At 57.2% G+C, this 25894-nt stretch carries 22 protein-coding genes; all 22 read right to left on the reverse strand.

Going from position 1 to position 25894, the window contains the following annotated elements; translation table 11 throughout:
- Positions 1-110: 110 nt before the first annotated feature.
- The 22 genes from EUU22_RS10475 to EUU22_RS10580 all read right to left on the reverse strand — a co-directional run bounded on the left by EUU22_RS10475 (position 111) and on the right by EUU22_RS10580 (position 25878).
- Entirely contained in the window at positions 111-1709 is a 1599-nt protein-coding gene (locus EUU22_RS10475) for a peptide ABC transporter substrate-binding protein (protein ID WP_112691826.1), read from the reverse strand.
- Positions 1710-2203: 494 nt separating this feature from the next.
- Complete coding sequence (locus EUU22_RS10480) at positions 2204-2341, reverse strand: DUF1127 domain-containing protein (RefSeq protein ID WP_112691827.1); 138 nt, start codon at positions 2339-2341, stop codon at positions 2204-2206.
- Positions 2342-2489: 148 nt separating this feature from the next.
- On the reverse strand, positions 2490-3533 hold the full coding sequence (locus EUU22_RS10485) for an L-idonate 5-dehydrogenase (RefSeq protein ID WP_129331965.1): 1044 nt from the start codon (positions 3531-3533) through the stop codon (positions 2490-2492).
- A gap of 10 nt (positions 3534-3543) precedes the next feature.
- Positions 3544-4950 (reverse strand): TRAP transporter large permease, encoded by a 1407-nt coding sequence (locus EUU22_RS10490; protein WP_129331966.1) that lies wholly within the window; start codon positions 4948-4950, stop codon positions 3544-3546.
- A 3-nt stretch (positions 4951-4953) separates the two neighbouring features.
- The gene (locus EUU22_RS10495; protein WP_129331967.1) at positions 4954-5526 is read right to left on the reverse strand and encodes a TRAP transporter small permease; all 573 of its coding nucleotides are present in this window, start codon (positions 5524-5526) and stop codon (positions 4954-4956) included.
- Between the two features lie 73 nt (positions 5527-5599).
- Positions 5600-6577: a sialic acid TRAP transporter substrate-binding protein SiaP gene (locus tag EUU22_RS10500; RefSeq protein ID WP_129331968.1), complete on the reverse strand. Its 978-nt coding sequence runs from the start codon at positions 6575-6577 to the stop codon at positions 5600-5602.
- A 39-nt stretch (positions 6578-6616) separates the two neighbouring features.
- Entirely contained in the window at positions 6617-7363 is a 747-nt protein-coding gene (locus EUU22_RS10505) for a FadR/GntR family transcriptional regulator (RefSeq protein WP_129331969.1), read from the reverse strand.
- A gap of 139 nt (positions 7364-7502) precedes the next feature.
- On the reverse strand, positions 7503-8501 hold the full coding sequence (locus EUU22_RS10510; RefSeq protein ID WP_129331970.1) for a capsular polysaccharide export protein, LipB/KpsS family: 999 nt from the start codon (positions 8499-8501) through the stop codon (positions 7503-7505).
- Positions 8502-8579: 78 nt separating this feature from the next.
- Positions 8580-9959: a UDP-glucose dehydrogenase family protein gene (locus EUU22_RS10515; RefSeq protein WP_129331971.1), complete on the reverse strand. Its 1380-nt coding sequence runs from the start codon at positions 9957-9959 to the stop codon at positions 8580-8582.
- A 114-nt stretch (positions 9960-10073) separates the two neighbouring features.
- On the reverse strand, positions 10074-10982 hold the full coding sequence (gene rfbA, locus EUU22_RS10520) for a glucose-1-phosphate thymidylyltransferase RfbA (RefSeq protein ID WP_129331972.1): 909 nt from the start codon (positions 10980-10982) through the stop codon (positions 10074-10076).
- Positions 10979-11884 carry a dTDP-4-dehydrorhamnose reductase gene (gene rfbD, locus EUU22_RS10525; RefSeq protein ID WP_129331973.1) on the reverse strand — a complete coding sequence of 302 codons (906 nt, stop codon included), beginning with the start codon at positions 11882-11884 and terminating at the stop codon, positions 10979-10981. The genes rfbA and rfbD overlap by 4 nt, the downstream gene beginning before the upstream one ends.
- A gap of 13 nt (positions 11885-11897) precedes the next feature.
- Complete coding sequence (gene rfbC / locus EUU22_RS10530; RefSeq protein WP_129331974.1) at positions 11898-12470, reverse strand: dTDP-4-dehydrorhamnose 3,5-epimerase; 573 nt, start codon at positions 12468-12470, stop codon at positions 11898-11900.
- Between the two features lie 47 nt (positions 12471-12517).
- Positions 12518-13570 carry a dTDP-glucose 4,6-dehydratase gene (gene rfbB, locus EUU22_RS10535; RefSeq protein ID WP_129332026.1) on the reverse strand — a complete coding sequence of 351 codons (1053 nt, stop codon included), beginning with the start codon at positions 13568-13570 and terminating at the stop codon, positions 12518-12520.
- Between the two features lie 115 nt (positions 13571-13685).
- Positions 13686-14282, reverse strand: a complete 597-nt coding sequence (locus EUU22_RS10540; protein WP_129331975.1) for a hypothetical protein — start codon at positions 14280-14282, stop codon at positions 13686-13688.
- 89 nt (positions 14283-14371) lie between these two features.
- Positions 14372-15103 carry a DUF6270 domain-containing protein gene (locus EUU22_RS10545; protein WP_165351140.1) on the reverse strand — a complete coding sequence of 244 codons (732 nt, stop codon included), beginning with the start codon at positions 15101-15103 and terminating at the stop codon, positions 14372-14374.
- 55 nt (positions 15104-15158) lie between these two features.
- Positions 15159-18125 (reverse strand): FkbM family methyltransferase, encoded by a 2967-nt coding sequence (locus EUU22_RS10550; RefSeq protein ID WP_129331977.1) that lies wholly within the window; start codon positions 18123-18125, stop codon positions 15159-15161.
- Between the two features lie 132 nt (positions 18126-18257).
- Positions 18258-19256 (reverse strand): glycosyltransferase family 2 protein, encoded by a 999-nt coding sequence (locus EUU22_RS10555; RefSeq protein ID WP_165351141.1) that lies wholly within the window; start codon positions 19254-19256, stop codon positions 18258-18260.
- Complete coding sequence (locus EUU22_RS10560; protein WP_129331979.1) at positions 19238-19990, reverse strand: glycosyltransferase family 2 protein; 753 nt, start codon at positions 19988-19990, stop codon at positions 19238-19240. Before EUU22_RS10560 ends, EUU22_RS10555 begins: the two co-directional genes overlap by 19 nt.
- Before the next feature lie 15 nt (positions 19991-20005).
- Positions 20006-21325 carry a hypothetical protein gene (locus tag EUU22_RS10565; RefSeq protein ID WP_129331980.1) on the reverse strand — a complete coding sequence of 440 codons (1320 nt, stop codon included), beginning with the start codon at positions 21323-21325 and terminating at the stop codon, positions 20006-20008.
- A 262-nt stretch (positions 21326-21587) separates the two neighbouring features.
- The gene (locus EUU22_RS10570; protein WP_245484979.1) at positions 21588-23786 is read right to left on the reverse strand and encodes a glycosyltransferase family 2 protein; all 2199 of its coding nucleotides are present in this window, start codon (positions 23784-23786) and stop codon (positions 21588-21590) included.
- Positions 23787-23791: 5 nt separating this feature from the next.
- On the reverse strand, positions 23792-24616 hold the full coding sequence (locus EUU22_RS10575) for an ABC transporter permease (RefSeq protein ID WP_245484981.1): 825 nt from the start codon (positions 24614-24616) through the stop codon (positions 23792-23794).
- Positions 24616-25878, reverse strand: coding sequence for a KpsE/RkpR family capsule polysaccharide export protein (locus EUU22_RS10580; RefSeq protein WP_129331981.1), 1263 nt, complete (start codon positions 25876-25878; stop codon positions 24616-24618). The genes EUU22_RS10575 and EUU22_RS10580 overlap by 1 nt, the downstream gene beginning before the upstream one ends.
- Positions 25879-25894 lie beyond the last annotated feature (16 nt).

The following is a 25894-nucleotide window of genomic DNA, read 5'->3' on the forward strand; positions in this document are numbered from 1 at the left end:
CCTGAAATCCGGAAACAGCAGGACAAGCCGGAGGGTTCCTCCGGCCTACGCGCGAAAACGCGAAGAGGCGGAAGCCGGTCGTCCCGGATTCCGCCTGTCCTGCATGTGCTTTATTCGATGGAGAGGAACTTGGTCAGGTGCTCGTTGACGGCGTTCATCTCGAAGCCCTTGACCTTGCGGGAAACGAGCCAGGTCGAAGCGTGGACCATCAACGGGGCATTGCCCTGTTCGTCCATGGCGATCTGCTCGGCGTCATGGAGGATCTGCATACGCTTGGCCGGATCGCGTTCCGCGTAGGAGGACTTCATCAGCTCGTCATACTTCGCATTGGCCCAGTGGCCGTAGTTGAAGCTCGTGTTGGAGGAGACGAGAAGATTGAGGAAGTTCTCCGGATCGGCGTAGTCGGCCGACCAGCCGGCGCGCGCCACATCGAATGCGCCGCCTTCCTGCAGGTAGGCATAGTGCGATTTCACGTCGAGGTTCTGGAGCGTGACTTCCGCACCGACGGCCTTCCACATGTCGGCGACGGCGGTCGCCACCTTCTTGTGGTTTTCATTGGTGTTGTAGCGGATGTCGATCTTGAGCGGCTTGCCGCCCTCGCCGTAACCGGCCTCCTTCAGCAATTCCTTTGCCTTGTCTTCGCGGTCGAGCTGATCGAGCGAAGCCCACTCGGGCGCGGCCGGGGTATAGCCTTCCATGCCCGGCGGAACGAAGGAATAGCCCGGGAGCTGGGCGCCGGAGAAGATCTTCTCGGCAAGGAAGTCGCGATCGACGGCCATCGACAGCGCCTGTCTTACCTTCACGTCGCTGAAGGGCTCGTGACGGGTGTCGAAGACGTAATAATAGGTGCCGAGGTCGGTGCCGGCGAGAACCTGGTCCTTGCCGAGCTTCTCTTCGAGGAAGGCCTTCTGGTCCGTCTGGAAGTTGTAGACGACGTCGAGCTCGCCTGCCTCGAACATGCGCTCGGTGGCGGACTGGTCTTCGGAGGGGTTGTAGATCACCTTGTCGATCTTGACGTTGGCCGCATCCCAATACTTGTCGTTCTTGACGGCGGTGATGTGGTCGTTCGGAACGTTCTCCGTCAGGCAGTAGGCGCCGTTGCAGACCATGTTGCCGGCCTTCGTCCATTCCGCGCCGAACTTCTGAACAACGGCGGCGTTGACCGGCAGAGCCGCGTAGTGCGAGGCGAGCTGCAGGAAGTAGGGCGTCGGGCGCTCCAGGGTCACTTCCAGCGTCTTGGCATCGACGGCCTTCACGCCCAGCGTGTCGACGGCAGCCTTGCCGGTGTTGATGGCCTCGGCGTTCTTCACCGGATAGAGAATATTGGCGTATTCGGCCGCTTCCTTCGGATCTTCCATGCGGCGCCAGGCGAAGACGAAATCGTCGGCGGTCACCGGATCGCCGTTCGACCACTTGGCATCCTCGCGGAGCTTGAAGGTGTAGACGGTGCCGTCATCCGAAATCGTCCAGCTCTCGGCGACGCCCGGAATGACTTCGCCCTTCGGATTGTAGATCGTCAGGCCTTCGAACATATCGCGGACGACAAAGCCTTCGATGTCGATGGAAATATGCGCCTGGTCGAGCGTCTGAGGTTCGCCGCCATTGCCGCGTCGGATGACCGTCTCGGCGGAAGCGAGGCTGGCGGTCATGGCAAGCAGCGTGCTGGAAAGCAGAACTGCCTTGAGGGTACGCCTGATTGAAGCGTTCATTGTTGTATCCCCTATTGTCTTGTCAGTTGATCCGCCCTGAGGAGCCGTTTTCCTCAAGGTTTTCATGTTCCTAAATGCTTGAATAAGCTGGCTTCCTTTGGGGAGAAACAGCTAATACTTGCACGTGCGCCGACGCTACGACTTGAGTTCTGACAAAGCAAGAGGGGGTTGCGGGAGAGTCTTTGGCCCGGTCCGCACTTGTCCACAGTTGCCGATGACCTCGGGCTTGGCGGGTGGCCATATCTGCTGACGCAAGGGGAAGGGAAGTATGGGAAGCGGTGAGGCCGAATGCCGCAGGAGCCGTGCGGCGGGGAGGCTGTTCCCGATGCGGAGCGGCAAGGAGGCGAGGAAGGTCGCTCTGCCGATTCCCGCGGGACTTTCAAAAAATTTCCCGGCCGCGGGCTTTTGAAGGCCATGGCCGGGTTTTCGTCGTCTGCCGGGAAAGGATCATCCTGCCGGCTTCTTTGGTCGGCCCGTCGCCGGGCCTCTTTGCCTCAGCGGCCGAAAACGGCCTGGCGGATCTGCGACCGCGAGACGCCGATGTCCTTCAGGGACGCGTCGTCGAGACGGGAGAGTTCGCGATAGGCCTTGCGGAGGCGGAAGTATTCGGTGATTGCGTTGCCGATTTTCATAGCATTTGTCCTTCGATCTGACGCCTTCTATTTAGGCGTTTGCCGAAAAAACAGGAGATCAGATTTTGCACGGGAGGCATGCGTTGGCAGCAAAACTGCGGCCTGAATTTCGCCGTGACCGCAAAATCCAGCCGTGATCGGGACTGCTTCAGGGCAAGAAGGTGACCTGGACCTTGCAGGCCCTCGTGCGGTCGCCGGCCTGTTCGAAGGCAGCGACTGCCTCTTCGAGGGGGAAGCTATGCGAGATGATCGGCCGAACATCGATCCGTCGGGCGGCGATGAGGTCGACGGCCAGCGCAAACTCGCGATCGAAGCGTTGCGTCCCGACGAGCTGGAGTTCCTTTCCGACGAGCGCATTCAGGGGGAGGGTGATGTCGCCGGTCACGCCGACCTGGACGATTGTCCCGCGCGGCCGAACCGTTGCAATGGCATTGCGGAGCGCGGTCTCGGCGGCAGAGCATTCGAAGGCGACGTCGAAATACCCCTTGTCCCTTTCGTAGGCCGCCAGTCCGTCGAGTTTTTTCCCGACGTTGATCGCCTGTGTCGCTCCCATGGCAATCGCGCGGTCGAGCGCGGCATCGGCAAGGTCGGTCGCGATGATCTCGGCGGCCCCCGCATAGCGCGCGGCAGCGACGGCGAGCGCGCCGATCGGACCGGCGCCCGTCACCAGCACGCGCTTGTCCGCGAGGCCGCCGGCGCGGGCTGCCGCATGGAGGCAGACGGCGAGTGGCTCGGCGCAGGCTACCTCGTCCGCGCCGACGAGGGTGCCCGCCGGCAGGCACTGGAACGCCGGCACCGTGAGCCAGTCGCGGAACATGCCCTGCGCATGCGGAAGGCGCATGGCGCTGCCCATGAACTGCATGTCGAGGCAGTGGATCGGAAGCCCCTCCCGGCAGAAGCGGCAGGTGCCGCAGGGCCGGCTCGGATTGACCGCCACGAGATCGCCGACCGAAAGGCCGGTGACCCCAGCGCCGAGGGCCGCGACATGGCCGGAGGCCTCATGGCCGGGAATGATCGGCTCGTGCACCCTGACGGGGCCGAAGCCGCCATCCTGATAGTAGTGGAGGTCCGAGCCGCAGATGCCGCCCGCCGCCATCTTCAGGAGGACCTCGCCGGGCCCGGGCGGCACAACCGGCGCATCCTCGACCCTGAGATCACGGCGGCCGTAGAGGCGAGCGAAGCGCGTCTGCATCCTCGCACCTCTACCGCAGCAGGCCGAGTTCGGTCGGCAGCCAGAGCGTGATCGCCGGGATGAAGGTGATCAGCAACAGGGCGATGAACAGCGGGATCGTCCACGGCAGGATCGCCATCGAGGTGCGCTCCACCGACAGCTTCGATATCCGTGAGAGCACGAAGAGCACCATGCCGACTGGTGGCGTCAGGAGACCAATCATCAGGTTCAGCGTGAAGATCAGGCCCATATGGACCGGATCAATGCCGTAGCGAGCCGCAATCGGCATCAGGATCGGCACCAGGATACTGATCGCCGCGATGGTGTCGAGGAACGCACCGACGATCAGCAGCAGGACGTTGACGATGATCAGGAAGGTCCACCAGTTGTCCGTCAGCGAGAACATGAAGTCGGAGAAGAGCTGTGCCGCCTGGCTGACGGTCAACAACCAGGCGAAAATCGACGCCGTCGTGACGATGAAGAGCACCGAGGCGGTGGTCTCGATCGTGTCGAAGCTCGCCTTCGCCAGCGTGCGCAGGGTCATGGTGCGATAGCGCACAAGCCCGAGGAAGAGCGACCAGATGACCGCGGCGACTGCGGCCTCGGTCGGGGTGAACCAGCCCATGGTCATGCCGCCGATCAGCAGCACCGGCGTCATCAGGGCCATGACCGCATGGAAATCGAAATACCAGTCGAGCGCGATGAGCGCGGCAAGCGCGATGAAGACGGCGATGTTGATCGACAGGCCGGCAAGAATGAGCAGGTAGACTGCGGCCGGGAAGCAGAAGACGATGGCGACCTCGAGCGAGGCCGCCCCGAGCTGCCTCAGTTCGAACGGCGTGTCCGAGCCCCAGCCCTTGCGATGCGCGAAGATGAAGACCGTCAGCATCATCAGGCCCGCCATCACGATGCCCGGCAGGATGCCGGCCATGAACAGCGCGCCGATCGAGACGTTGGCCATCATGCCGTAGATGACGAAGGGGAGCGAGGGCGGGAAGATCGGGCCAAGGGTCGCGGAGGCGGCCGTCACCCCGACGGCGGCTTCCACGGGATAGCCGTGGTCCTTCATCGCCTTGATTTCGATCGTGCCGATGCCGGCGGCATCCGCGAGCGCCGTTCCGGACATCCCCGAAAAGACGACCGAGCCGATGATGTTGACCTGTGCGAGGCCGCCCTTCATCCAGCCGACGAGGGAGAGCGCGAAATGGTAGATGCGGCCGGTGACCCCGGCGATGTTCATGAGGTTGCCGACGAGGATGAAGAAGGGAACGGCGATCAGCGGGAAGCTCTCGACGCCGGCGATCATCCGCTGGGCCGCGATGATGTCCGGGGCGACGCCGTAGATCAGAAGATAGAGGAGCGACGAGACGCCGAGCGAGACGGCGACGGGCGTGCCGACGATTAGGAGGGCGAGGAAGGATCCGATGAGCAGCAGCACTGGTCACACCCCTTGAATGCCGGATTCGTTCGCCTGCTCGCGAACGGTCTTTTCGTTGATCATGTCCCTGACGAAGTTCTGCACGGCGCGCGCCAGCATCAGCGCGAAGGCGGCAAACACGGTGTAGAAGACGTAGCCGCGCGGCAGGTTGACCGTCACCATGCGTTCATTGCCGACGATCGCGATATACCGCCACATCAGCCAGGTCGTGTAGGCGAAGAAGCCGATGACGATGAAATCGACCAGGAGCTGCAGCAGACGCCCGATCTTCGGTGGCAGGAAGCGGTAGAGAAGGTCCACCTGGATGTGCCGCGCCATGCGCACGCACATGACCGAGCCGAGGAACACGATCACCACGAGACAGTTCGCGGCGATTTCCTCGGTCCAGGCGAGACTGTTGTTCAGCGCATAGCGGGTGAAGAACGGCAGGAAGACGCAGGCGGCCATCAACCAGAAGACGGCCATGTTGACCCAGTCCTCCACCGCATAGGCAGAGAGGTCCGCCGGGCCCGTGTCCTCCTCGAAGGCGTGCGCCATCTCTTCGACGCTGACCTGAGCGTGCTGTTGTTCCTTCATCGGAAACTCCGCCAATCTCGGGGAAGGGGAGCGCCCGGCGACGTGGCACCGGGCGCGATGGGCGTGTGCCGCCTTACTTGACGGCGCGGATGGCTTCCCAGTCGGCCTTGTCGTAGCCGAACTCCTCAAAGCTCACCTTCTCCATGACCGCCTTCTCGAAGTCCGACCTGTCGACCTCGGTCACCGTGATGCCCCGCTCCTTGAACTTGTCGACCAGCGCCTTCTCGCGCTCCTCGATGATCTTCGTGCTGCGCTCGGCCGCCTCCTGCATCACCTCGGTGAAGATCTTCTTGTCCTCGTCGGAGAGTTTCGCCCACAGCATGCCGGAGACCACCGTGTTGAGGTGATCGACGATGTGGCCGGTGAGGCTGATGTTCTTCTGGACTTCGTAGAACTTCTTCGCCTCGATCGTGGTGAGCGGGTTTTCCTGCGCCTCTACGGTGCCGTTCTGGAGTGCGAGGTAGACTTCGGCAAACGCGATCGGCGTCGTGTTGGCGCCGCACGCGCGCGGCATGGCGAGGTAGGCCGGGACGTCCGGAACGCGGATCTTCAGACCCGCCATGTCGGCGCACGTGGCGATCGGCCGGTTGGAGGTGGTGTGGCGGGTGCCGTAATAGGTGACGGCGGTGATGTGGTTGCCGCCGGAGGCCTGCTCGTAGCCGGCGGCGAGCTTCTTGAAGATGTCGCTCTTGGTATAGGCGATCAGATGTGCCGGATCGCGGAAGGTATAAGGATAGTAGGTGACGCCGATCGGCGGATGTTCACGCGCGGCGAAGCTCGATCCGGAAATGATGATGTCAACGGTGCCGAGCTTCAGGCCCTGGTTGATGTCGGCTTCCTTGCCGAGCTGCGAAGCCGGGAACACGTCGATCTTGTAGCGCCCGTCCGTGCGCTTGGCGATTTCTTCCGCCGCCCACACCGATTCAGTGTGGAAGGGTTCGGATGTTTCATAGACATGCGCCCATTTGAGCACCGTCTCCGCCTGGGCAGTAATCGCCGAGGCGAGAATTGCAGCAGTCGCGCCGAGTAGCATTGTCAGTCTGAACTTCATCTTTTTCTCCTCCCAAGTTGAAGTCGCTGAAACGTGTCGTCAAAGTCCTCCGGCCTGTCCTCCCGCCGCCGTCGCGGCTGTCTCGGACGAATGGTCTTCCCCGAAGCTCTCCGAGAGCCGGAGTTCAGATTGTTGCAGATGGTCGCACATCGCCTTGCGGGCGGCGGCCGGATCGTTCGCGGCGATCGCATTGCGGATCGCGCGATGCTCCTCCGTCGCGGCCTGCCAGGTCCGGCGGTTCTCAAAATAGCTCGCCAGTTTCTCGAAATAGGGCGTCATGCGCATGTCGTGCATGCTGCCGACGAAGCGGTTGAGCGTCGCATTGGCGATGATGCTCGACACAATGACGTGGAATTCCCGGTCGAGTGCCAGCGCCAGATGCCGGTCGTCGACCGCCGCCGCCATCTCTTCGAGGTTCCGGTCGAGATGGGCGACGTGCTCGGGCCGGGCGAGACGGGCGGCCTCCTCGACGACGGCGCATTCCACCACGGCGCGTGCCCGCAACAACTCGAAGGGTCCTTCGAAATCTTCCGGCGGCGCGCCTGCCGCCGGCGCCTTGCGCGCGGCGACATAGACGCCGGAACCCATGCGGATGTCGATCAGGCCCTCGACTTCCAGCACGATCAGCGCTTCGCGAACCGTCGGACGCGAGACACCGAGGCGCTGCGCGAGCTCGCGCTCGGCCGGCAGGCGCGAACCGGCCGGCAGCTCGCCGCGCTCGATCAGGCTGCGCATCTGGTCCGCGACCTGGCGGTAGAGCCGCCGCGTCTCCATGACCGTGAACATCGATGACACCATCGCGTCGACTTTCCAATCAGGTCGTCAGGTGGTCAAGCCAATTTGAGGTGAAGGTATACTGAGGTCGGGTGGGAGTCAAATCGACGGTGGTGTCCGGTTGACGTTCTGAGGTGTATTTCGAAGGGGACTATTCGTGAGTGTCGGAGGTCGTGGAATGCTCCACAAGCCAACTGATGACGTCGAAGATGTCGCCACGTTTCTGATCGCGGGGGTCTATGTACGTCGTGTAGTGAAAATATGCAGCCGCGAACAACTCGTCGATCGAGCGACTGCGGTGGCGGCGATTACAAGATTGCCGGTCGTCGGTTACCCCCCAACCCGCGTACCAGGGAATGCCAAAGCACGACACCTGGCGACCTGCCAGGAGAGCCTCGAAACCCATCGTCGATGTTACAGTGTAGACGCGATCCATTTTGGCTACCAGGCTCATCGGGTTGATCGGATGGCGGAGAACTACTGTTCGCTCGTCCTCTACGATGTCGGTCAAATAGCCACGTTTCGTCTTGGCGCTGACCTCCGGATGGGTCTTCACGTAGATTGTTGCCTGGGGATTCTCGGTAAGCGCTGCAGCCAGCATTCTTTGAAAAGTATGGGCATTTGCTCCACCCGTTTCGACACTATTGTCGCCGGCTGTCTGGTCGACGACCAGCACGCGTTGGCTGTCGTGTTCCCGGAGATCCCTCGTGGCCAGTCGAGGCGCATGATTGTATTTACTCAACTGATGCGTAAGTATCAGGTGCTTTGCGCGTGCGACAGATCCTTCTATGCCCACCAGCAATTGGCTATCGGAGTTGAGTAGGCTCTCCAGAGTAGACGGGCGAGTGCTGTCGTAATAGATCCCTTCATAGTCGATCACGAGCGAAAACCCGGGCGACGTCTTTCCCGGCCGGATGGATCGGAGAAACCCATCTTCGAGATAGAGAACCGGCACACCCAATTTGCGCGCGACCTCGGAGGCTCGTCGCCCACTTTCCTTGGTGCCCCACCCAGCGACTGCGTCGATGTTCCGTGGCCTCAGAAAGAGGGGCGCTCGGCATACGGTAGCGCCCAGAAAGGTCTCAATTAGGGGTGACTTGAGAATCCCTGTCGAGGTTACCGCGATCCTGCGTTTATCAGAACCTGCCATGTCACATCTCTTCTTCGCAACTCCAATTGTTCCAGTTAGGAAACTTGAGCGGCGAGTCATTTAAGCTGGTTACCCCCGCTACTGAAGCTCAAGCTCTACGTCCGCAACACGCTGGTCTCGTGCGGGTGGCTGAATTGTGCGCAGTCGGTACTCAACTGGTCGCCCGACGCTTTCGTAGATGAAGCCGTGGTCGGCGACATGCGCCGGCGAATAGATGTTGCGCAGGTCGACCAGAACCGGCGCGTTCATCAGATCCTTCAGCTTGGGGAAGTCGAGGACACGGAATTCCTCCCATTCCGTAATGATCACCAGCGCATCGGCTCCGCGTGCCACGCCTTCGGCATCGTCGCGGTAGCCGATCTCCGGCATCAGTTCGCGTGCCGCCTCCATGCCTTCCGGATCGTAGGCCTGCAGCAGCGCCCCCTTGTCGAGCAGCGCCTGGACGATCGAAAGCGCCGGGGATTCCCGCACATCGTCAGTATCGGGCTTGAAGGTCAGCCCGAGAATGCCGATCGTCTTGCCGCGAACATCGCCGCCGACCGCCCTTTCCACCTTGCGGGCCATGGCGCGCTTGCGGGTTTCGTTGATGCCGACGATCGTCTCGATAAGGCGGATCGGCTTGTTGTGGTCCTGGGCGGTTTTCACGAGCGCCAGCGTGTCCTTCGGGAAGCAGGAACCGCCATAACCCGGGCCGGCATTCAGGAACTTCCGGCCGATACGGCTGTCGAGGCCCATGCCCAGCGAAACGTCCTGGACGTTCGCCCCGACCTCCTCGCAAAGATCGGCGATCTCATTGATGTAGGCGAGCTTCAGCGCAAGGAAGGCATTCGCCGCATACTTGGTGAGTTCGGCGGTGCGGCGCGAGGTGAAGACCACCGGGTGCCTCTCGGAATCGAGCGGGCCGTAAACCTCGGCCATGACCGCTTTCGCGCGATCATCATTCGATCCGACGACCACCCGGTCCGGGGCCATGAAGTCGGCGATCGCCGCCCCTTCCCGCAGGAATTCCGGATTGGAAACGACGGCAACGTCGGCATCCGGATTGACCTCGCCGATGATCCGCTCGAGGTGATCACCAGTGCCGACCGGAACGGTCGACTTGGTGACGAGAACGGTGAAGCCGCGCAGCGCTTCAGCCACTTCGCGCGTCGCGGAGTAGACGTAGCTCAGGTCCGCATGGCCGTCGCTCTTGCGCGACGGCGTCCCGACCGCGATGAACACCACGTCCGCATTCGAGACGGGGCCGGCAAGTTCCGTCGTGAAGTGCAACCGCCCGGCAGCCACGTTGCGGGCGATCATCTCCTCCAGACCGGGCTCGTAGATCGGAACCTCACCTTTGTTCAGTCGGTCGATCTTCGACTCCACCTTGTCGATGCAGGCCACGTCGTGCCCGAACTCCGACAGGCAAACTCCAGAAACCAGACCGACATAGCCGGTACCAATGATCGCTATCCGCAAGATGCACTCCACCTCAGATTTCAATACGTGAGATTCGCATGCCTACCGCAAGCGCAGTGAAAAGCCAAGAAGTGGCAAATGAAATGGTAGTCCTCCCTGTTAAGACGGGGAGGACTACCCCTCCACGACTTTCTCGACGCCTTCAATTGCCGCTGTTCGCACTTCCGCCAGTTTCAGCAAGTTCTTCCCATACGCCGTCTTGGCGTACATTTCTCCGTGTTCGATCAGTCGATCGCGCGAGATCCAGCCGTTGAGATAGGCGATTTCCTCGATACATGCGACGCTGGTGCCCTGACGGTGCTGGATCGTGCGAACAAACTCCGAGGCTTCTAGCAGGCTATCGTGTGTACCGGTGTCCAGCCAGGCGTAGCCACGCGACATGCGCTCGACGTAAAGGGAGCCAGCTTCCATATAAATGCGATTCAGGTCAGTGATCTCGTATTCCCCTCTTGCAGAGGGCTGCAGATTGCGGGCGTACTCGACGACATTCTCGTCGTAGAAATAGAGGCCCGTCACCGCCATGCGTGACTTCGGTTGCTTCGGCTTCTCTTCGAGAGACAAGGCGCGCCCTTGGGCGTCCAGTTCGACGACACCGTAACGTTCCGGGTCGTCCACCTCATAGGCGAAGACTGTTGCGCCGTCCTTCCGATCCCGTGCACTGACGAGCAGCTCCTGCATGCCGGCCCCAAAGAAGATATTGTCTCCAAGAACCAGTGCTACCTTGTGGCCGTCGATAAATTCGGCTCCGATTGTGAAAGCCTGCGCTAGTCCGTCCGGGCTCGGCTGTACAGCATACGAAATGTTCAGGCCCCAATCTGCGCCGTCGCGGAACAATCGCCTGTAGCTGTCAATGTACTCGGGCGAGGAGATGATCAAGATATCCCGTATTTGCGCGAGCATCAGAACGGACAGTGGATAGTAGATCATGGGCTTGTCGTAAACCGGAATGAGCTGCTTGTTGACTGCCAGCGTTGCGGGGTGGAGCCGCGTGCCAGAACCACCGGCGAGAATAATGCCCTTCATCGAGTTACCTCTGATTCCTCTGTCACGCCGTGAGCGAGGTCCGATAGCACTTCGGCGAGTGCTTCACGCCAAGGTCGAGGCACCACCGCAAAGTCGCGCTCTATCTTCGTCGTCTCCAGAACTGAATTCGCCGGCCGTCGCGCAGGCGTCGGATATTCCGTGGTCGCGATCGCCTCTACGTCCGGCACGGGGTAGCCGAAAGGCTCTGTCTGGCGAAATATCTCCTTGGCAAAGTCACACCAGGTGGTGGGTTCTGCATTGGAAAAGTGGTAGGTGCCGGTCGGTGCCTGCGGGTCGGCAATAAGTCTCAGAGTGATCTTTGCAAGAACTGCGGCGATGTCGCGCGCAGACGTAGGGCACCCGCGCTGATCGTCCACGACCCTTAGGCGGGGTCTTTCCTCTGCCAACCGCAGCATCGTCTTCACGAAATTCGCGCCATGGGCAGAAAACACCCAAGATGTCCGCAAAATTACGTGCCGCGGATTACCTGTACGAACTGCCAGCTCGCCGGCGGCTTTCGATGCGCCATAGACACCAGAAGGGCTGATCGGCGCGTCCTCGTTGTAGGCCCCCGCCTTTGTCCCGTCGAAGACATAATCTGTTGAAACGCAGATCAGTGGAATTCCGACCTTCCACGTCGCCGCTGCCATCGCCGCGGGTGCCAGGGCGTTTACTCTCCAAGCGGCCACAAGATCGGTTTCCGCTCTGTCGACTGCTGTGTACGCCGCGGGATTGATTACCGCATCAAACCGGCCAGCAGAAATATAAGACGCGATCGACTCGGTTTCGGCTAGGTCGAGATCGTGTCTCGACGCAGCGACAATTTCTGCGTCCTCAGGCCAGTCGTACCGGCACAACGCGTGACCAACTTGTCCGGTAACGCCGGTAATCAGAATGCGCATGCCGGCCTTTCCTTCAGATTTCGACAAGAGTGAGGGGTATTCCGTCGTATGCGAACGGACTTTCAAAATCGGCGAGAAGCGGCTGGACCTCATCCTTCTCACTCAGCAGGGGCGTGTCGCCGGCAGGCAAGGGCCATTCAATATCCACCTGCGGATCATTCCAGCGGATACCCCCATCATTCTCGCGCGAATAGAAATTCGTCACCTTGTAGGTGACTTCGGTCGCAGGCTCCAGCGTCAGGAAGCCGTGTGCGAAACCGACTGGAATGAAGAGCTGATGGCCGTTTTCAGCCGATAGTTTGGCGCCTACCCATCGTCCATAAGTCGGCGACCCGCGGCGAACATCGACGGCAACGTCGAATATCCTTCCTTTTATGCAGCGCACCAGCTTGGCTTGCGCGAACGGAGGAGTCTGGAAATGCAGCCCCCTTAATGTGTCGACGGGAACGGACAACGAATGATTGTCCTGCACAAAATCTTCGACTATTCCGTACTCGGCAAATTTCTTCTTATTATAAACTTCTGTGAACCATCCGCGATCATCCCCGAAACGTTTCGGCTTGATGAGCAGCACTTTCGAAGACATCAGACAATCCTGACCAAAGAGAAACTAAAGGCGCCCGCCTGCCGATGTTATTGTGCCGCGACCAGACCAAGTCGAGTGCCATCGTAATTATCGCGTAACGGCGCCCACCACCACTCGTTTTCAAGGTACCATCTTACGGTCTTTTCTATGCCCGTGTCGAAATTCTCGAGGGCCTTCCACCCGAGTTCGGTCTCCAGTTTGGTGGCGTCGATTGCATAACGAGCATCGTGTCCAGGACGATCCTGGACGTAGGTAATGAGCCTCTCGTGCGGTTTGCCGGCTGGCCGGAATTCGTCCATCAGCGAGCAGATCCGCTTTACAACCTCGATATTGCGACGTTCGTTGCGGCCGCCGACGTTGTATGTCTGACCGGGGCGGCCGCGTTCGGCAATGAGATCCAAAGCACGGGCGTGATCCTCAACGAACAACCAGTCGCGAACGTTTGCACCATTTCCGTAAACTGGAAGCGACTTCCCTTCGAGCGCACTGATGATCATGAGCGGGATCAGTTTCTCAGGGAAATGGTAGGGGCCGTAGTTATTCGAACAGTTGGAAACAACGACGGGAAGGCCGTAGGTGCGCTCCCACGCCTTGGCGAGGTGATCGGAAGCAGCCTTCGAGGCCGAGTAGGGCGAGCTAGGATCGTAGGGGGTCGCCTCCTCAAAAAGCCCGTCCTCCCCGAGCGATCCGTAGACTTCGTCCGTTGACACATGAAGAAAGCGAAAGGCCGCCTTCTCCGCACCGTCGAGGCGCTGCCAGTACGCTCGTGCGCTCTCCAGCATTGTGAGGGTGCCGAGGACATTGGTCTCGACGAAATCACGCGCGCCTGTGATGGACCGGTCGACGTGGCTTTCAGCAGCCAGATGCATAACGCGCGTCGGTCTGAAGCTCTCGAAAGCCTCCGCCATTGCCCGTCCGTCGCAGATATCCGCCTTCATAAAGCGATAGAGTGGGTTGTTCTCCACCGGCCTTAGCGACGTCAGGCTCCCGGCATAGGTGAGCTTGTCAACATTGAGAACGTCGTAGCCTTTGTCAGAAACCAGGTGGCGCACCACCGCCGAACCTATGAATCCGGCACCGCCGGTCACTAACACGCGCATGGGTTTATAGTTCTCCGCTGAGATACGGCTCCAGTAGCGCACGGCTGCAAGGCGCAACCGATGCGGGCTTGAGATCGTTGCGTAACAGCAGCGGTCGGCAGCGTAAACCAGAGGTTCATCGTAGCGGCTTCCCCTCGTCAAGCGATGGTTTGGGAGCTCTGCCTTCGCTCGCACCATGCAGTACATAGTGCACTGCCGCTTCCATACCTGCCGCGGCCACATCTGGATGCCGTTCGAGATACCAAACAGGATCAACAATCTCGTTCGCGATCAACAACTTCGCTTTGTCGTTAAGGGGCATATTCTTTTTCCAAGGGCGTCCGCTAATCATAGGCAATAGCGCTTTGACGATTCGGCCTACTTCAATGACCGCGGTTTGGTGCAGCAGCTGTAGGCGCAACGCCCGATCCTCCGTTTCCTCAAGATCTGCAATCCGCTTTCGTAATACGGTGTTCTCCGCGTCGAGTTTACGAGCACGAATTTCCTGCTCCTTCGAGGATTTCCTCACTTCCTGCAGTTCGGCCTCCAACGTGACGATCCTCTTTTCGGCGACTTGAAGCTCAGAAACCGCCTTCTCGGTCATGCGAAGTCCTTCTCGCATACGATCGATGCGTTCGCGCAAAACGGTCTGCATGCGCAAGACCAACTCTGCCGTCAAGCCCTGTTCCGTCTGCGGATTGGAAGCGGACACTTTGCTTGTCGTGCTTTGCATGGCGATGTCTCCAATTATACGTAGCCAGTCTTTCGGGCCGGGTTGAACATCTTCTTCTGAGTTGAGGTCAATTCATTTTTGTCGCGAAATTACTGCCGACTCTCCAGAATGCTCACTAGTCTCTCCTTAAAAACTATGTAACTATCTTCCGTGTAGTGGAATGGTGCCGTACTCCATTTGTGTTTTGAGGATGCAACAAATTCGTGGTCGTCGTCGTATATGGTTCGCAGGTCGCACGTATTTCTTGCTATGTCATATAGATTACGAAGAAATGAATTGCTTCTCACGACGTATTCCTCAGGCGCCACCCTTTCCCCTGTATCTGTGTACTCGGCCCATCGGCAATTATTTAGAACTAACCGCAGTGATAGCTTGTCCGCTATTGTAGCGAACCGACAGAACCCCTCGATCCAGCGTTCAACGTGCTCATGAGAGCCGCTTTGTATCAGACGTACACCGTCCAAGGTATTGTGCATATTGGTGTTCTTTCTGAGCTCTGCGGAATACGTCGCTATGTATCCCCTATAGCACAAAAGATCAAACCGCTCGTCGATGAAGTCCAAAATGACGGTGTCATGGCGCTGGAACTGTTCAAGGGCGCATATGAGGGTCTTGTCGAAATCCCTCTCTATCATTCTCCTCTGCCACTGGCTCGCAATCGTGCCATTTGGATCGATCTCGCTCAGCGACAGTGGGAAACGTTCTTTCACGAACGCGCTGCCAAACGACGTTCTCGCTGCATAGAATTTCACATTCGGAAGCTGGGGGCCCGCTTTGACATCAAAGGCGTCTCTGGAAACGCAGCTCCCGATGATTGACACATCTCGCATCTCTTCTGTCGTCCGTTTCTCTATGAATAGCTGCGAAGTCTGCAGCTTAGTGCCATTCAGATAAGCGAATTCCCGCAGCGGTTAGGATGTCTCGCTCAAAGTTGATCGCCAACTTGCGTTCAACTCCCCGGCGGATAGACCCGTTATTAATCACCGGGGCGACGTATTTTCTGTACGTGTCAAAGTACCTTTGCGGATGGCTAAGCGCTTCCTGATAGAGACTCTCTTCAAAGTTGGCGTACACTCTCAGCCAACCTTTCTCTCGTGGAATGGAGAAAAGGGGAACCTCCCTTTTTGCGGCGGCGGCGGCAAACCAAAGGTCGCAGACACCTGTGGAGCCAAAATCGTCTAGGGAAAGCTTCATCGTAGAACTGTGCCAAGCCGTTGTGCCAGTGCCGAGCAGGTCAACAAAGTAGCCATCTTGTTTAAAGGCAAAGTGATATACAGTCCTCTGAGAAAGACTATGAAACTCTCCCTCCGGAAATATGACTCCGTGCAAACCAACCACGCTTGTTCTATTAAGTGTCTCAATATAGTGTATCATTCGCGCTGTGTAGTCTTTCGGGTATATAATGTCGTCGTCGAATGTAAACAAATAGGAATTGTTGTCCGACGGTAAGTCATAAAACTTACCGTTGTCGCGAAGATCGCCACGAGCCTCATGGCTTCGTACAGCACGGATTTTTGGGTCGATGGCAAATTCAGGAATGTCGTCGTAATCATTCAGGTATAGAATTAGCTCGTCCAATTGAGGTAAGATGCTTTCGATGGTCGCCTTCAGGCTTTCGCGCCGAGGCGGGAAACTGGCCATTGCGCCGATGCGTCTCTGTCCGAGTGAAGGCGAGGCGTTCTGCACTCCCGACCCTAAGGCAAACGGGCGCGAAAATTGCGGAAACTCCAGGGTTAGTGGCTTTGGTCCTCGGTGCCACTCCTCAAGGTTCTTCGCGTATGATTGCCGTTCGGGAGATAGCGCGGGCTTTAGATTTCCGCTCTCGATGGAGTAGGCTTCGCTTCCGCGTGTGTTCGTCAGTGAACTTTCTGTTGTTCGCAGGTAATAGAGCTCATCCGGAATTCTCACGATCGCTGCAGGACCAAAATTGGCTTGAAGTCTCATCCGGAATTCAGTGTCACCACCAAAACGGACAGTGTCATAGCCGCCCATCGTTTCTACAATTTCACGCCGCCATAAGAGACTGTTCTCACCATATCGGAGTTCGTTTAGTGGACGACTGAAATCGCCGGTCCACCGCCTTAGGCGGCATTGGCATGCGACGCTGTTAGGACTAGATTTGAGGGCGTCAAGTTGCAGAGCAACCCGGTCGGGGCTCATGATGTCGTCGCTATCAAGGATGGTGACGTAGTCACCTGTTGCATTCATGACGCCGATGTTACGCGCATAATAGCAGCCAAAGTTCCGCAGTAGCGAAATGACCCGCACATTTTTGTGTTCATTAGAAATAGCGCGTGCAAGGGTAACTGAATTGTCGGTCGATCCATCGTCCACTACCAAGATCTCGACCTTAACTCCCCTTTGAGAAAGTGCCGAGTTAATCGCTCGCGTCAGCCAGTCCTCGTTGTTGTAACTTGGTATGATGAGCGAAACGAGTTCCTTATGTCGAACGACGTCCTGACTTACGATCACTCCCCGGGCAAACTGCTCGTCTAGAAGACTGGGTGGGACGGCGCTACTGGGGGGCGGTTGGTCCTTTTCCTTTTGCTCCATCGTTGACGTGATGTCTTCTCCTGCGGGCCTCGGAGCATGGGACACAAGGTCAACTTGCTGCAATTCGGCAAAAGCCCGCTGCTTGAGCGTTTGAACTTCTCTTATCAACCAAACTTGTTCCTGCGCCTGTACCGCTTCGTGAAGATTGTCGACCTCTGCCGCAAGCACTGTACACTGGAAAAGGGCCTTGATCTCGTCTTTCCAACTTGTCATTTCGCTTGACAAGTTCTCGGTGAGTTGTTGACCTGCATTGTAGCGGTCCTGCACGCGTTTTTCGAACTCCTGCACTACTTGGATTACGTCCGTCACACGGCGGCTGACTCTCTCCTCCAGATCGCGGATAGCGCTGGCGATCGAGTCCAGCCCTCTTTTTGTCTCTTCGACTTGTGAAGAGATTTCCCTGTTTGCCTGTTGGACCTGCGACGAGATTTCACTGGTCGCTCGCGTAACCTGTGAAGAGATTTCCTCGTTTGCATGTTCAATCTGTGAAGAGGTTTCCCTCCGCCCGCGGTTCAGCGCCTCCCTTATGATGGCACGATCGATGTAGTCGAGGGAGATCTGACGAGACATCCATCGCATGAAAGATTGCGACTCGTCCCAGCGCTGGTGAAGAAAAAGATGCGTTGGCGTGTAATTGTGCGAGCCCGCCGCTACGTAGCCGTGCCGCTCCATCAAAGCGTCAATCTTCAGATACTCTTCCCGTGTGGCTGCCTCTATAGACACGGCACAGCCATCGCGTGCAAGGACGTCCTCCGCACCGGCGAGAACTTGATAGTCCATGCCCTCGGCATCGATCTTGATTAGCCGAACAGGGGCGGAGCCAACATAGTTCGACAGGGGATCAATACGCACAGATCCACCGCCACCTTCAACTTCCTCGACAGATACCATGCCCAGATTGTGGTTGACGGGCACCACCAAGTTTCCGCTCCCGGTTTGTGACCCGAGTGCGACTTCATATACTTGAATCCTATCCTCAAGACCATTCGTTTCAATGTTCTTACGCAGAGTTTCCGCAGCAGCGGGATTGGGTTCGAAAGCCAGAACACGGCAGCCGCACACGCCGGCAAAGTAAACCGCGTGATTGCCAATATTTGCCCCGACATCAACTACACAGTCGCCCGGACGAAGCAACGCTCCCAAAACGTTAAGTAATTCAAGTTCGTAGAAATTTTTTGAATTTCGGATGCTTGAGAATATGTGATCGTTCTCGTCTTTGTGAAAAAAGACAAACGATTTCCCGTCCCAAACAACGTCTGCCTTTTTCCACTCTTCGTTCGCTATTTCCATTTTATCCGTCCACCACGTCTTCACCGGTTGCCGTATGTCTGATCAGTTAGGCCTAGGGCCTCTCGCTCGCAGCACTCATCTACTACGGAGCGCCCCGAACGTGAACACGTCGCTTTGACATTTTTGCAGGTCTCACCACGGCACTGGCGCAATGATTTGGCAACGCAACAGGGAGGCTGGTCCTTGATACACGTGTGTGCATTTGTCTGCGAGGGACAGACGACCAGTCTGTGATATGACCGACTGATAGCACCGGTACTCGAGACTATCTTGCCAGTAATTTCCTTCCTCGACGGCCTTCTCGACCTTGCGCTCAAAATCCGGGAGAAACTTGAAGTGCAGGATGCCCAGAAAGCAAGCAGAGCGGAAATTTCCAGGGTACGGCCAAAGGAAGTGTGGATTCACGAAGACACAGCCAGACTCCGGTCTAAATAGTGGGTACTTCGTCAGCTGCGGTCTGAACCGTTCAGACACCGCGCCGAACAGTCGTTGTCGTGGCCCGCCCTCTCGGGCAATTAGTTCGGTCAAGTGGTATTCGCGGTACCCCTCGCCGTCGAAGCAAGGATATGCTAGCTGCAATGGCAGAAACTCGTTCTCGCTATCCCGAGCTTGCCCATCGTCAGCAGCGTACATATCGACGAGACAGCCGCGTGCGCGGCGAATGCCTTGGCGGTCCATCGCCGCCGCCAGATCGGCGAACGTCAAGCCAAATTCCAGACCATCAAAAACGATATGTTCATCGGCGTCCGCATGGAGAAACCATTGACCTTCCTTGCGGTAAAGGTCCACCAGCATGGTCAACCAAGCCTGTTTGCGTGCCGTGGTGAAGTCGGTGGCGGCGCGATAGACATCGACATCTGGTTGGCGGCAGAGGTAGTCGAACGTACCGTCACTAGAATTGTTGTCGATGATGGCGAAGCGCTGAACTCCGGCCCCGCGGTAGTGTCGCAGGAATTCCTTCGCTAGGGCGATCTCATCCCGCATTACCGACACGACCAAGAGATCACCGCTCCGGATGTCGTTGCGGATAATCACGGGTTCAAGTACCGTCCGGCGATATTCGTCGTACAAGCTCAGGAGGGCGTCGTCACGTAGGGCGTCTGCTTTCCATGTCATGTCAACTGCACCCATGGATGGCGCATCGCTATCGTATTGAACAATCTTTCGTAGTTCTGTGCCGATTCTGTGCGCAGCATTGAAGATCCGTGCACGCGATACTTGCATAGCAGTTCCGGGAGGAAACAGACCGTGGCCCTTTCTTCGAGAAGTTTACACCAGAAATCGTAATCTTCCCATCCGCCCTCCAGATGAGAGTAGCCCCCGGTTCGCTCCCAAACGCGCTTGTTGACGAGCGCCATAGCGTCGACGTATGGACCGGTCGCTAGCAGGGCTTTCGACCAATAGTCTGCATAGCCTATATCGGCGATATCACCGAACATGACAAGTTGACTGTAGGCTGCGTCTGCATCTGCCGCGTCCATGGCCCTTTTTAGTTTCCTAATGCATGACGGGTAAATGACGTTGTCAGCGTCCATCACAAAAACTGTCTCGCATGCCGCTGCCTGGAAGGCGGTATTGCGTGTTTCCGCCAAACCGTTATTTGACTCGTGCCGCAACAACAGGCCTGCGGCAAAACGACTCTGGTGTTGGTTCATCCATCTCGTTGCTACTTCGAGAGATTCATCACGTTGTGACGCATCGTCGACCACAATGAGTTCAATGTCGGTCCAGTCCTGGGCAGCAACAGAATCTAAGCACTCTCGGATGAACTGCGCGTAGTTGTAAAGACTAATGGCGACTGACACGCCCCGCTTGGGATCTACTTGGCCCCAACTCAACACTGTAAGGCTCTTGTTTCTTCGCATCTTCACCTCTTCACCTCAAGTGGTCAAGACATCAGCGATCATCTGCGCGCTCGCCCGCTCACTTCGCCGATCGCGGATTGCTGCCTGTCCAGCCGCCGCTATGGCGGCCATCATGTCTCGACCATCTGCGTCATTAAGAGCCCATTCAGCAAGCGCTACAAGCCGATGGGTCTCTTCCTCCAAATAATGGATGCCTGGCTGAAATTCTGGAGTTAAGAAACATGGTTCTGAGACGGCGACGCAACCATTAATCATGGCTTGATCGACGATCCTATGCCATTCGAAGTAAGGAAATTCGTCACGGTGTACGTTGATTAGCAACCGAGAATGTCGCGCTATATGCTGCGCTACTTGCGGAAATGCACCGGCGAAATGAGTTCCGCCCGTTTTGTTCGGGCTTGTGCTTTTCTTGAGATAGATGAAACTGTCATAGTTACTTAACCTGTCGCTGTGCTTGGCGAAGAATCGAGCTCGGTGGGGGCTCGCTGACCCAAAAAAATACAAATCTAGGGGCCGTTCGGCGTCTTCCCACCATCTCTGTCCGCTCAGCAGCGGATGTTCCAATGTCGCAGTTTCTGACGGCATCGTCCCATCGCGGACGACTGACGGAATGACGTTGATCGACGGCATTACCTCGGAAAAGGCGACTGCCACCGGCCTTGATGAGGTGATAACAGATTGCCCCATCAGTACAACGTGCAGGCTGTGCCAGAATTCACTCCTATGTGCCGGCGCAGTGCAATACATGCAAGCGTCGATGAGTACGTCGTCACGCACCCAAGCTGGACCATTGCCGAGAAAGAAGAACTCGTGCGGAGCGACATAAATGCAGTGGCGGGGCCTCTCTTCGATTTCGGACTTCTCGTCTGCCATAATTATCTGATGTCCTGCCCGACGCATCAATGTTGCTATTGCATACGAAGTTTCCCGCAAGAACGGGTCGCTTAGGCTGCTAACAAATACTCCGATCGTAAGCACTTGAGGGGCATCTTTCCTACCCCGATATGGCGCCAAGGGTTCCGCCTGCAGAATACCCAAGGTCCGCGCGATGTGGGTTGGGATCGCCGCCTTACGACGCTCGTCCCCACCGTAGCCGATAAAGTGAACAGCCGGATCCATCATTCCCAGGTCATCGTGCAATGCACGATAGTCGGAAGCGGAAAAGAAGCGGAAGCGGGATAGGCGATCAATAGCTATGCTGGCACGCTGCAATGACAGGCGCCCACGATTCCGCGTTGGTTTCTTTCCGGTTCTGCCTTTCCATTTTAACGGAAACATGACGCGGGAGCCTCGGTGATTGCGACATCCAAATATTTCGATGAGGTTTGGCGGCATCTAATTTCCAAGTGCGGTCTACTCTCGCTTCCTAAGGTGCCCGTTGTTGTTCGCCAAACGCAGAATAGCGTGATCTCCTCAGGTTCTTCAGCTCCAGCGAGTGGCGCTGAGCAACTGAGATTTCTGCCATACACGCCCATAGGTTCGGTCCGTCCATCCTTTCGGTGATCGGGCGACTGAATATCGCGCTTGTGTCTCATTTGGAGTATCGGCTGCACGAACTGACAATCCTCCGGGAGATTCAATAAGGCCAACCGTGGCCTCAGTTCCGCTCGCTTAAAACGAACCATCTGCGCTCCCTCGCCAAGCGGGCCGGGGCAACCAGTCGCGGATCCGATCGATCCCGGCTGTAAGCCGGATGTGACGCGGGATCGATAAAGTCTTGCGTCCCATGTAGCCTCCAGAGATTGGCTTTCTCCACCTCGAACCTCGCGCGCCGCTCTCCAGATTTGTCCGACCCGCGTGAAACAGATTCGTGATGGATCAGACACGCGAAAGGGGTCCAAACGATACGATAACCGGCCTTGTACGCACGGCAACAGTAGTCCACGTCGTTGTAGGCGACAGCGAAGTTCTCTTCATCCCAGGGCCCGATCTCCTCTGCGCACTCACGCGTGATCAGCATGACCGCGCCAGTGACACATGCCATCGAGCTACGCAAATGAAGACGGTTCATCGGGCCTCCGAACGTCTCAGGCTTATTCAAATACCAGTGACCGGCCAATCCTCCGAAACCGACAATGACGCCCGCGTGCTGGATTCTTCTGTCCGGATAAAGAAGCTTCGCTCCGACGATACCCACGTCGTCATAGTTCAGGCACTGCACCATTTCATCGAGCCAGTCCGGACTGATGATTTCGACATCATTGTTGAGCAGGAGGAAATGATCTCCACTGGCACGCGCCATACCCTCGTTAATCGCACGAGAGAAATTGAAAGGTGCAGGCTTTATATGGAACTGGAACGTAGAATGGCGATTTCCATATTCTTGGTAGAGTTCAATCGTAGCAGGATCCGTCGTTCCGTTGTCGACGACGATCACCTCAAGGTTGGCGTAGTTCGTTTCTTCATAGATGCCCGTCAGAAGTGTCGAGATAAGAGCATGGGAATCCTTGTTAGGGATAATGATCGAAATCTTCGGGCAAGTCGCCTCGGCGCCTGCTTCAAAGCTAACTCGGTGAAGCGTCTCGGTGAGCGCCGGCAGGATGGTATTCGGCTTGTGCTTGCGCTCGAAGTGCTCTTGCAATGCACGGCGCGCGCTTTTGGTCGCCTTTCCGAGAAACGTGCGCGAATACGTCTTGCCGTTTCGGCGCCACCAGTAAGCAGGATAGGGTATATGCAAGACTTGAGAGTTGTCCAATCCGTCCAGGTAGCGCAACAGGAGGTCGTAATCCTGTGAGCCGTCAAATTCGGGACGAAGAAAGTTCAGATCACGCAATCTCTCGCGACGGTAAATCGAGAAATGATTGATGTAGTTAACGCCGGAGAGGAGGATGGGGTCGTATGCGGGCTTAAGCAGAAGCCCGGTCGGCTTGAGATCGTCGTTGACAACCAACTCGTCCGTATAGAAAAAGCCGGAGTCGGGAGAAGCTTCCATCGCCTGACGAATGACCTTTAGTCCATGCGGCGCAATCACGTCGTCGTGGTCCAGGAAAGTAACCCAATCGCCTTTAGCGGCGGCTAGGCCCACGTTGGTAGCGCGCGCTATACCGCTGTTGACCGGGTTGAGTATGCAGTTGACCCTGGCGTCATGTTCGTGAGCGGCATACCAACCAAGAGTCTCCTCCGCCGTCGAACCGTCGTCAGACAAGATCAGTTCGGCGCCGGCGACATCCTGCTCGAGAAAAGATGACACAAGCTCATTAAGGTACCGGGCCGGCGCATTATAGACGGGAACAACAATGCTGAGCCATGGCGGGTCGGAGGACTGTGCCTCGGCAAGGGTTATCTCGCCAGCTAGACCGGCTGCTGTTCGGATATAATTCTGTAAGGCACTGCTCTTCCGCCGAAATGACAAGATTGGCAATGACTTCCAGAAGCGCGGCAGCTTGGCAAGCCGTACGCACTTCAGTATCGAAGATAAACCCTCCTGCTCTGCAACATGACGCTCGACGGCGATAGTCGTATCAAATTCCTCGACGTTTATGGCAAAGCGGCAAGGCTCTGTTGCAGGATCGAGGCGCACGGTTCCTATTGTACCGAAGTGACCTACGTCCACGATGATGATGATGTCCTTACCGCGACCAATCTCGCGGCTATCCTCCTCTCGAAAACCACGCCCCTTGTTGACGTAGACTTTCGGTTCGATTTCTCCGTCACACGCCGTCAGGCGAATCGCGAGAAAGCGCTTCCGAATGAACGGAAAGCGCAGGAGAAAGAATGGATCATCGCCTTCCGCAAGCCAAATGGAATGATCCGTAAGGTCGGCAGACAGCTCATTCTGTGCAACAATTTCAACCACTAGACTTACTTCCCTTCCAGAACGATGCGGCGGACGCTTCGCTCCAACACCAGACCTAGGAACAGAGCTCCAAGGCCGAACGACAAGAGATAGTACTTGTCCAGGACGGGGCTGTTATAGGTAGGGAAGAAGGCCGAACGCATCCATTCGACTGCCTGCAACGCGGGGTTCCAGGAAAGCGCATAGGCGGCCTGAGCCGGGAGAGCGGAGACCACGAAGAGCGTACCGGAACTAATATAGACAACAATTAGCGTCAAGGCATAGACGGTCGCGAAGAAGGTGAACATTGAGGTGATCACACCGACCAGAACGCCCACGCCGATGGCGAGAAGGATCGTCGACAGAAATGCAAGCGTAGCCTGTTCCCAGTCATTGGGGAATGGGTTGTCTCCAAGGGATAGCAAGATCAAAAAGGTCAGAAAGACCATCAAGAACGCGGCGATGACCTCCAAGAAGGCACGCGCAAACAAGATGTCAAGCACTTTTACCGCAGGTATGGCCAACATAGGGCGATTGATTACGATCGATAGCGCCATGAACCGCGAGACATACATAAATGTCAAGCAAGGCAACAGGCCCGTTGCGAAGAAGAGCCTTAGACTGTCCCCGAATGGCGCCTTTCGTCCCATGAACGTGTAGATCATTAACAGAATAAACATATGGGCAAGCGGCCAGAGCGGTACCAGCAGAAAGCCGAGCCCATGATTGAAGAAGCGAGTTCTCACGTCACGCAGGATTACAGCCTGCATGACGTGCCCTTTCTGCTTCAAAGCGTAGTGCGTCGATCTGGGATCGTGACCGGGATCATATTGCGTAATCGTCCGTGTCATCAGACGTCGACCTTGCTTCTGGCCACCTTCAAGAGGCCTATCGAGATCAGCCAAACGAAAAAGCAACCAAGCACCGTCAGCGCCATCGAAAGGCCGCGCCGAGGGTAAAGCGCGTCGTCAGGCAGGCTCGGAGGCAAGAAGCTGTCGAGATACATGAGTTGCTGCTTGCTGGCGAACTGGACCTGTTCGAACGTACGGACGCTTGCCGCGAACTGCTCCTCCGCAAGCCGGGTTTCGAACTCGAGGCTTGAGAGCTCTGCGGACACGCTCGCCAGGTTTCCAACGCCATCACCTTCGGGACTCGCAATCTGACGTTGAAGATCGTCTATTTGCGCTTGTTTGCTTTCGATCTCCCGAGCGAGAATCTTCATTTGTGGTGCTGTGCTGGCTACGCTTTCCAGCTTGACGGTGTAGGATTGCTCCAGCGCGATCTTCTCCTGCTGAAGCTTGGTCAGTAACGCAGAGAGCATTGCCGAGGCACCTTCTACCGTCAGGACGCCGCTTTCGTTCTGCTGCGTGGCAACGCGCTCGCGCACCTCCCGAAGTTTTTCCGTGGCACGGTCAAGGTTGACCTGAACAGAGTCGCTCACGTCCTGCCATATCCGCTCGCTGAGCTGATTGATCATTCTTTCAGACGCCGCGGTGACACCGGCTGCAATATCACGCGCGTCTTCCGCCGAGAAAGCGTTCACAGTCACCGTAATGATACCGCTGGAAGGACTCACCGTGGTTTTGACCATTCCGTTCCAGTAATCGAGGAATTCCTCGTAAGTGATGTCCGATCTCAATCGAGCCGCAAAATCTATGTCTGAATGCGAGAAACGCGAGCGAATGTCCATGCTCTTTTCGAGTTCTTCGAGAATGGTACGGCTATGGATGAAGTTGATGACGATTTGCGTGTCCTGCGCAATCTTCGCCGATGGAAGCCCTGTCACTTTTCCAAGCTGATCCTTGCCGATCGCCGGAGTTGACGTCCGTACGACAAAACGGGTTTCTGACTGATATTGAGCCGACGCGATCAGACCGAAGTACACTACGGACCCGATAATAGGCACAATCAGCAGGAACACCGTGTTCAAGACGAACATCCAGCGGAAGATGCGATCAATGAGCCGCGGTCTGAGGCCAACCGCCTTGTAGAGGCCGCTACGGTTCGATGTCGAGAAGCGAAGCTTACGTGCAGTCGCCGACAACGCCTTTGTTGCCAGGCGACTCTTTTCGAGAGCCGACGGCTTCGGCAGGTCCTGATCAAGCTTCATCATAGTTTCAATTTGCCCT

The sequence above is a fragment of the Ciceribacter ferrooxidans genome (assembly GCF_004137355.1).
In the GTDB taxonomy this organism is placed as follows: domain Bacteria; phylum Pseudomonadota; class Alphaproteobacteria; order Rhizobiales; family Rhizobiaceae; genus Allorhizobium; species Allorhizobium ferrooxidans.

What these genes read in the sequence shown, in the direction of transcription:
- EUU22_RS10475 (WP_112691826.1), bottom strand. Translation starts at nt 1,709, where the DNA reads ATGAACGCTTCAATCAGGCGTACCCTCAAGGCAGTTCTGCTTTCCAGC.
- EUU22_RS10480 (WP_112691827.1), bottom strand. Translation starts at nt 2,341, where the DNA reads ATGAAAATCGGCAACGCAATCACCGAATACTTCCGCCTCCGCAAGGCC.
- EUU22_RS10485 (WP_129331965.1), bottom strand. Translation starts at nt 3,533, where the DNA reads ATGCAGACGCGCTTCGCTCGCCTCTACGGCCGCCGTGATCTCAGGGTC.
- EUU22_RS10495 (WP_129331967.1), bottom strand. Translation starts at nt 5,526, where the DNA reads ATGAAGGAACAACAGCACGCTCAGGTCAGCGTCGAAGAGATGGCGCAC.
- EUU22_RS10500 (WP_129331968.1), bottom strand. Translation starts at nt 6,577, where the DNA reads ATGAAGTTCAGACTGACAATGCTACTCGGCGCGACTGCTGCAATTCTC.
- EUU22_RS10505 (WP_129331969.1), bottom strand. Translation starts at nt 7,363, where the DNA reads ATGTTCACGGTCATGGAGACGCGGCGGCTCTACCGCCAGGTCGCGGAC.
- EUU22_RS10510 (WP_129331970.1), bottom strand. Translation starts at nt 8,501, where the DNA reads ATGGCAGGTTCTGATAAACGCAGGATCGCGGTAACCTCGACAGGGATT.
- rfbA (WP_129331972.1), bottom strand. Translation starts at nt 10,982, where the DNA reads ATGAAGGGCATTATTCTCGCCGGTGGTTCTGGCACGCGGCTCCACCCC.
- rfbD (WP_129331973.1), bottom strand. Translation starts at nt 11,884, where the DNA reads ATGCGCATTCTGATTACCGGCGTTACCGGACAAGTTGGTCACGCGTTG.
- rfbC (WP_129331974.1), bottom strand. Translation starts at nt 12,470, where the DNA reads ATGTCTTCGAAAGTGCTGCTCATCAAGCCGAAACGTTTCGGGGATGAT.
- rfbB (WP_129332026.1), bottom strand. Translation starts at nt 13,570, where the DNA reads ATGCGCGTGTTAGTGACCGGCGGTGCCGGATTCATAGGTTCGGCGGTG.
- EUU22_RS10540 (WP_129331975.1), bottom strand. Translation starts at nt 14,282, where the DNA reads ATGCAAAGCACGACAAGCAAAGTGTCCGCTTCCAATCCGCAGACGGAA.
- EUU22_RS10550 (WP_129331977.1), bottom strand. Translation starts at nt 18,125, where the DNA reads ATGGAAATAGCGAACGAAGAGTGGAAAAAGGCAGACGTTGTTTGGGAC.
- EUU22_RS10555 (WP_165351141.1), bottom strand. Translation starts at nt 19,256, where the DNA reads ATGGGTGCAGTTGACATGACATGGAAAGCAGACGCCCTACGTGACGAC.
- EUU22_RS10560 (WP_129331979.1), bottom strand. Translation starts at nt 19,990, where the DNA reads ATGCGAAGAAACAAGAGCCTTACAGTGTTGAGTTGGGGCCAAGTAGAT.
- EUU22_RS10565 (WP_129331980.1), bottom strand. Translation starts at nt 21,325, where the DNA reads ATGCCGCCAAACCTCATCGAAATATTTGGATGTCGCAATCACCGAGGC.
- EUU22_RS10575 (WP_245484981.1), bottom strand. Translation starts at nt 24,616, where the DNA reads ATGACACGGACGATTACGCAATATGATCCCGGTCACGATCCCAGATCG.
- EUU22_RS10580 (WP_129331981.1), bottom strand. Translation starts at nt 25,878, where the DNA reads ATGATGAAGCTTGATCAGGACCTGCCGAAGCCGTCGGCTCTCGAAAAG.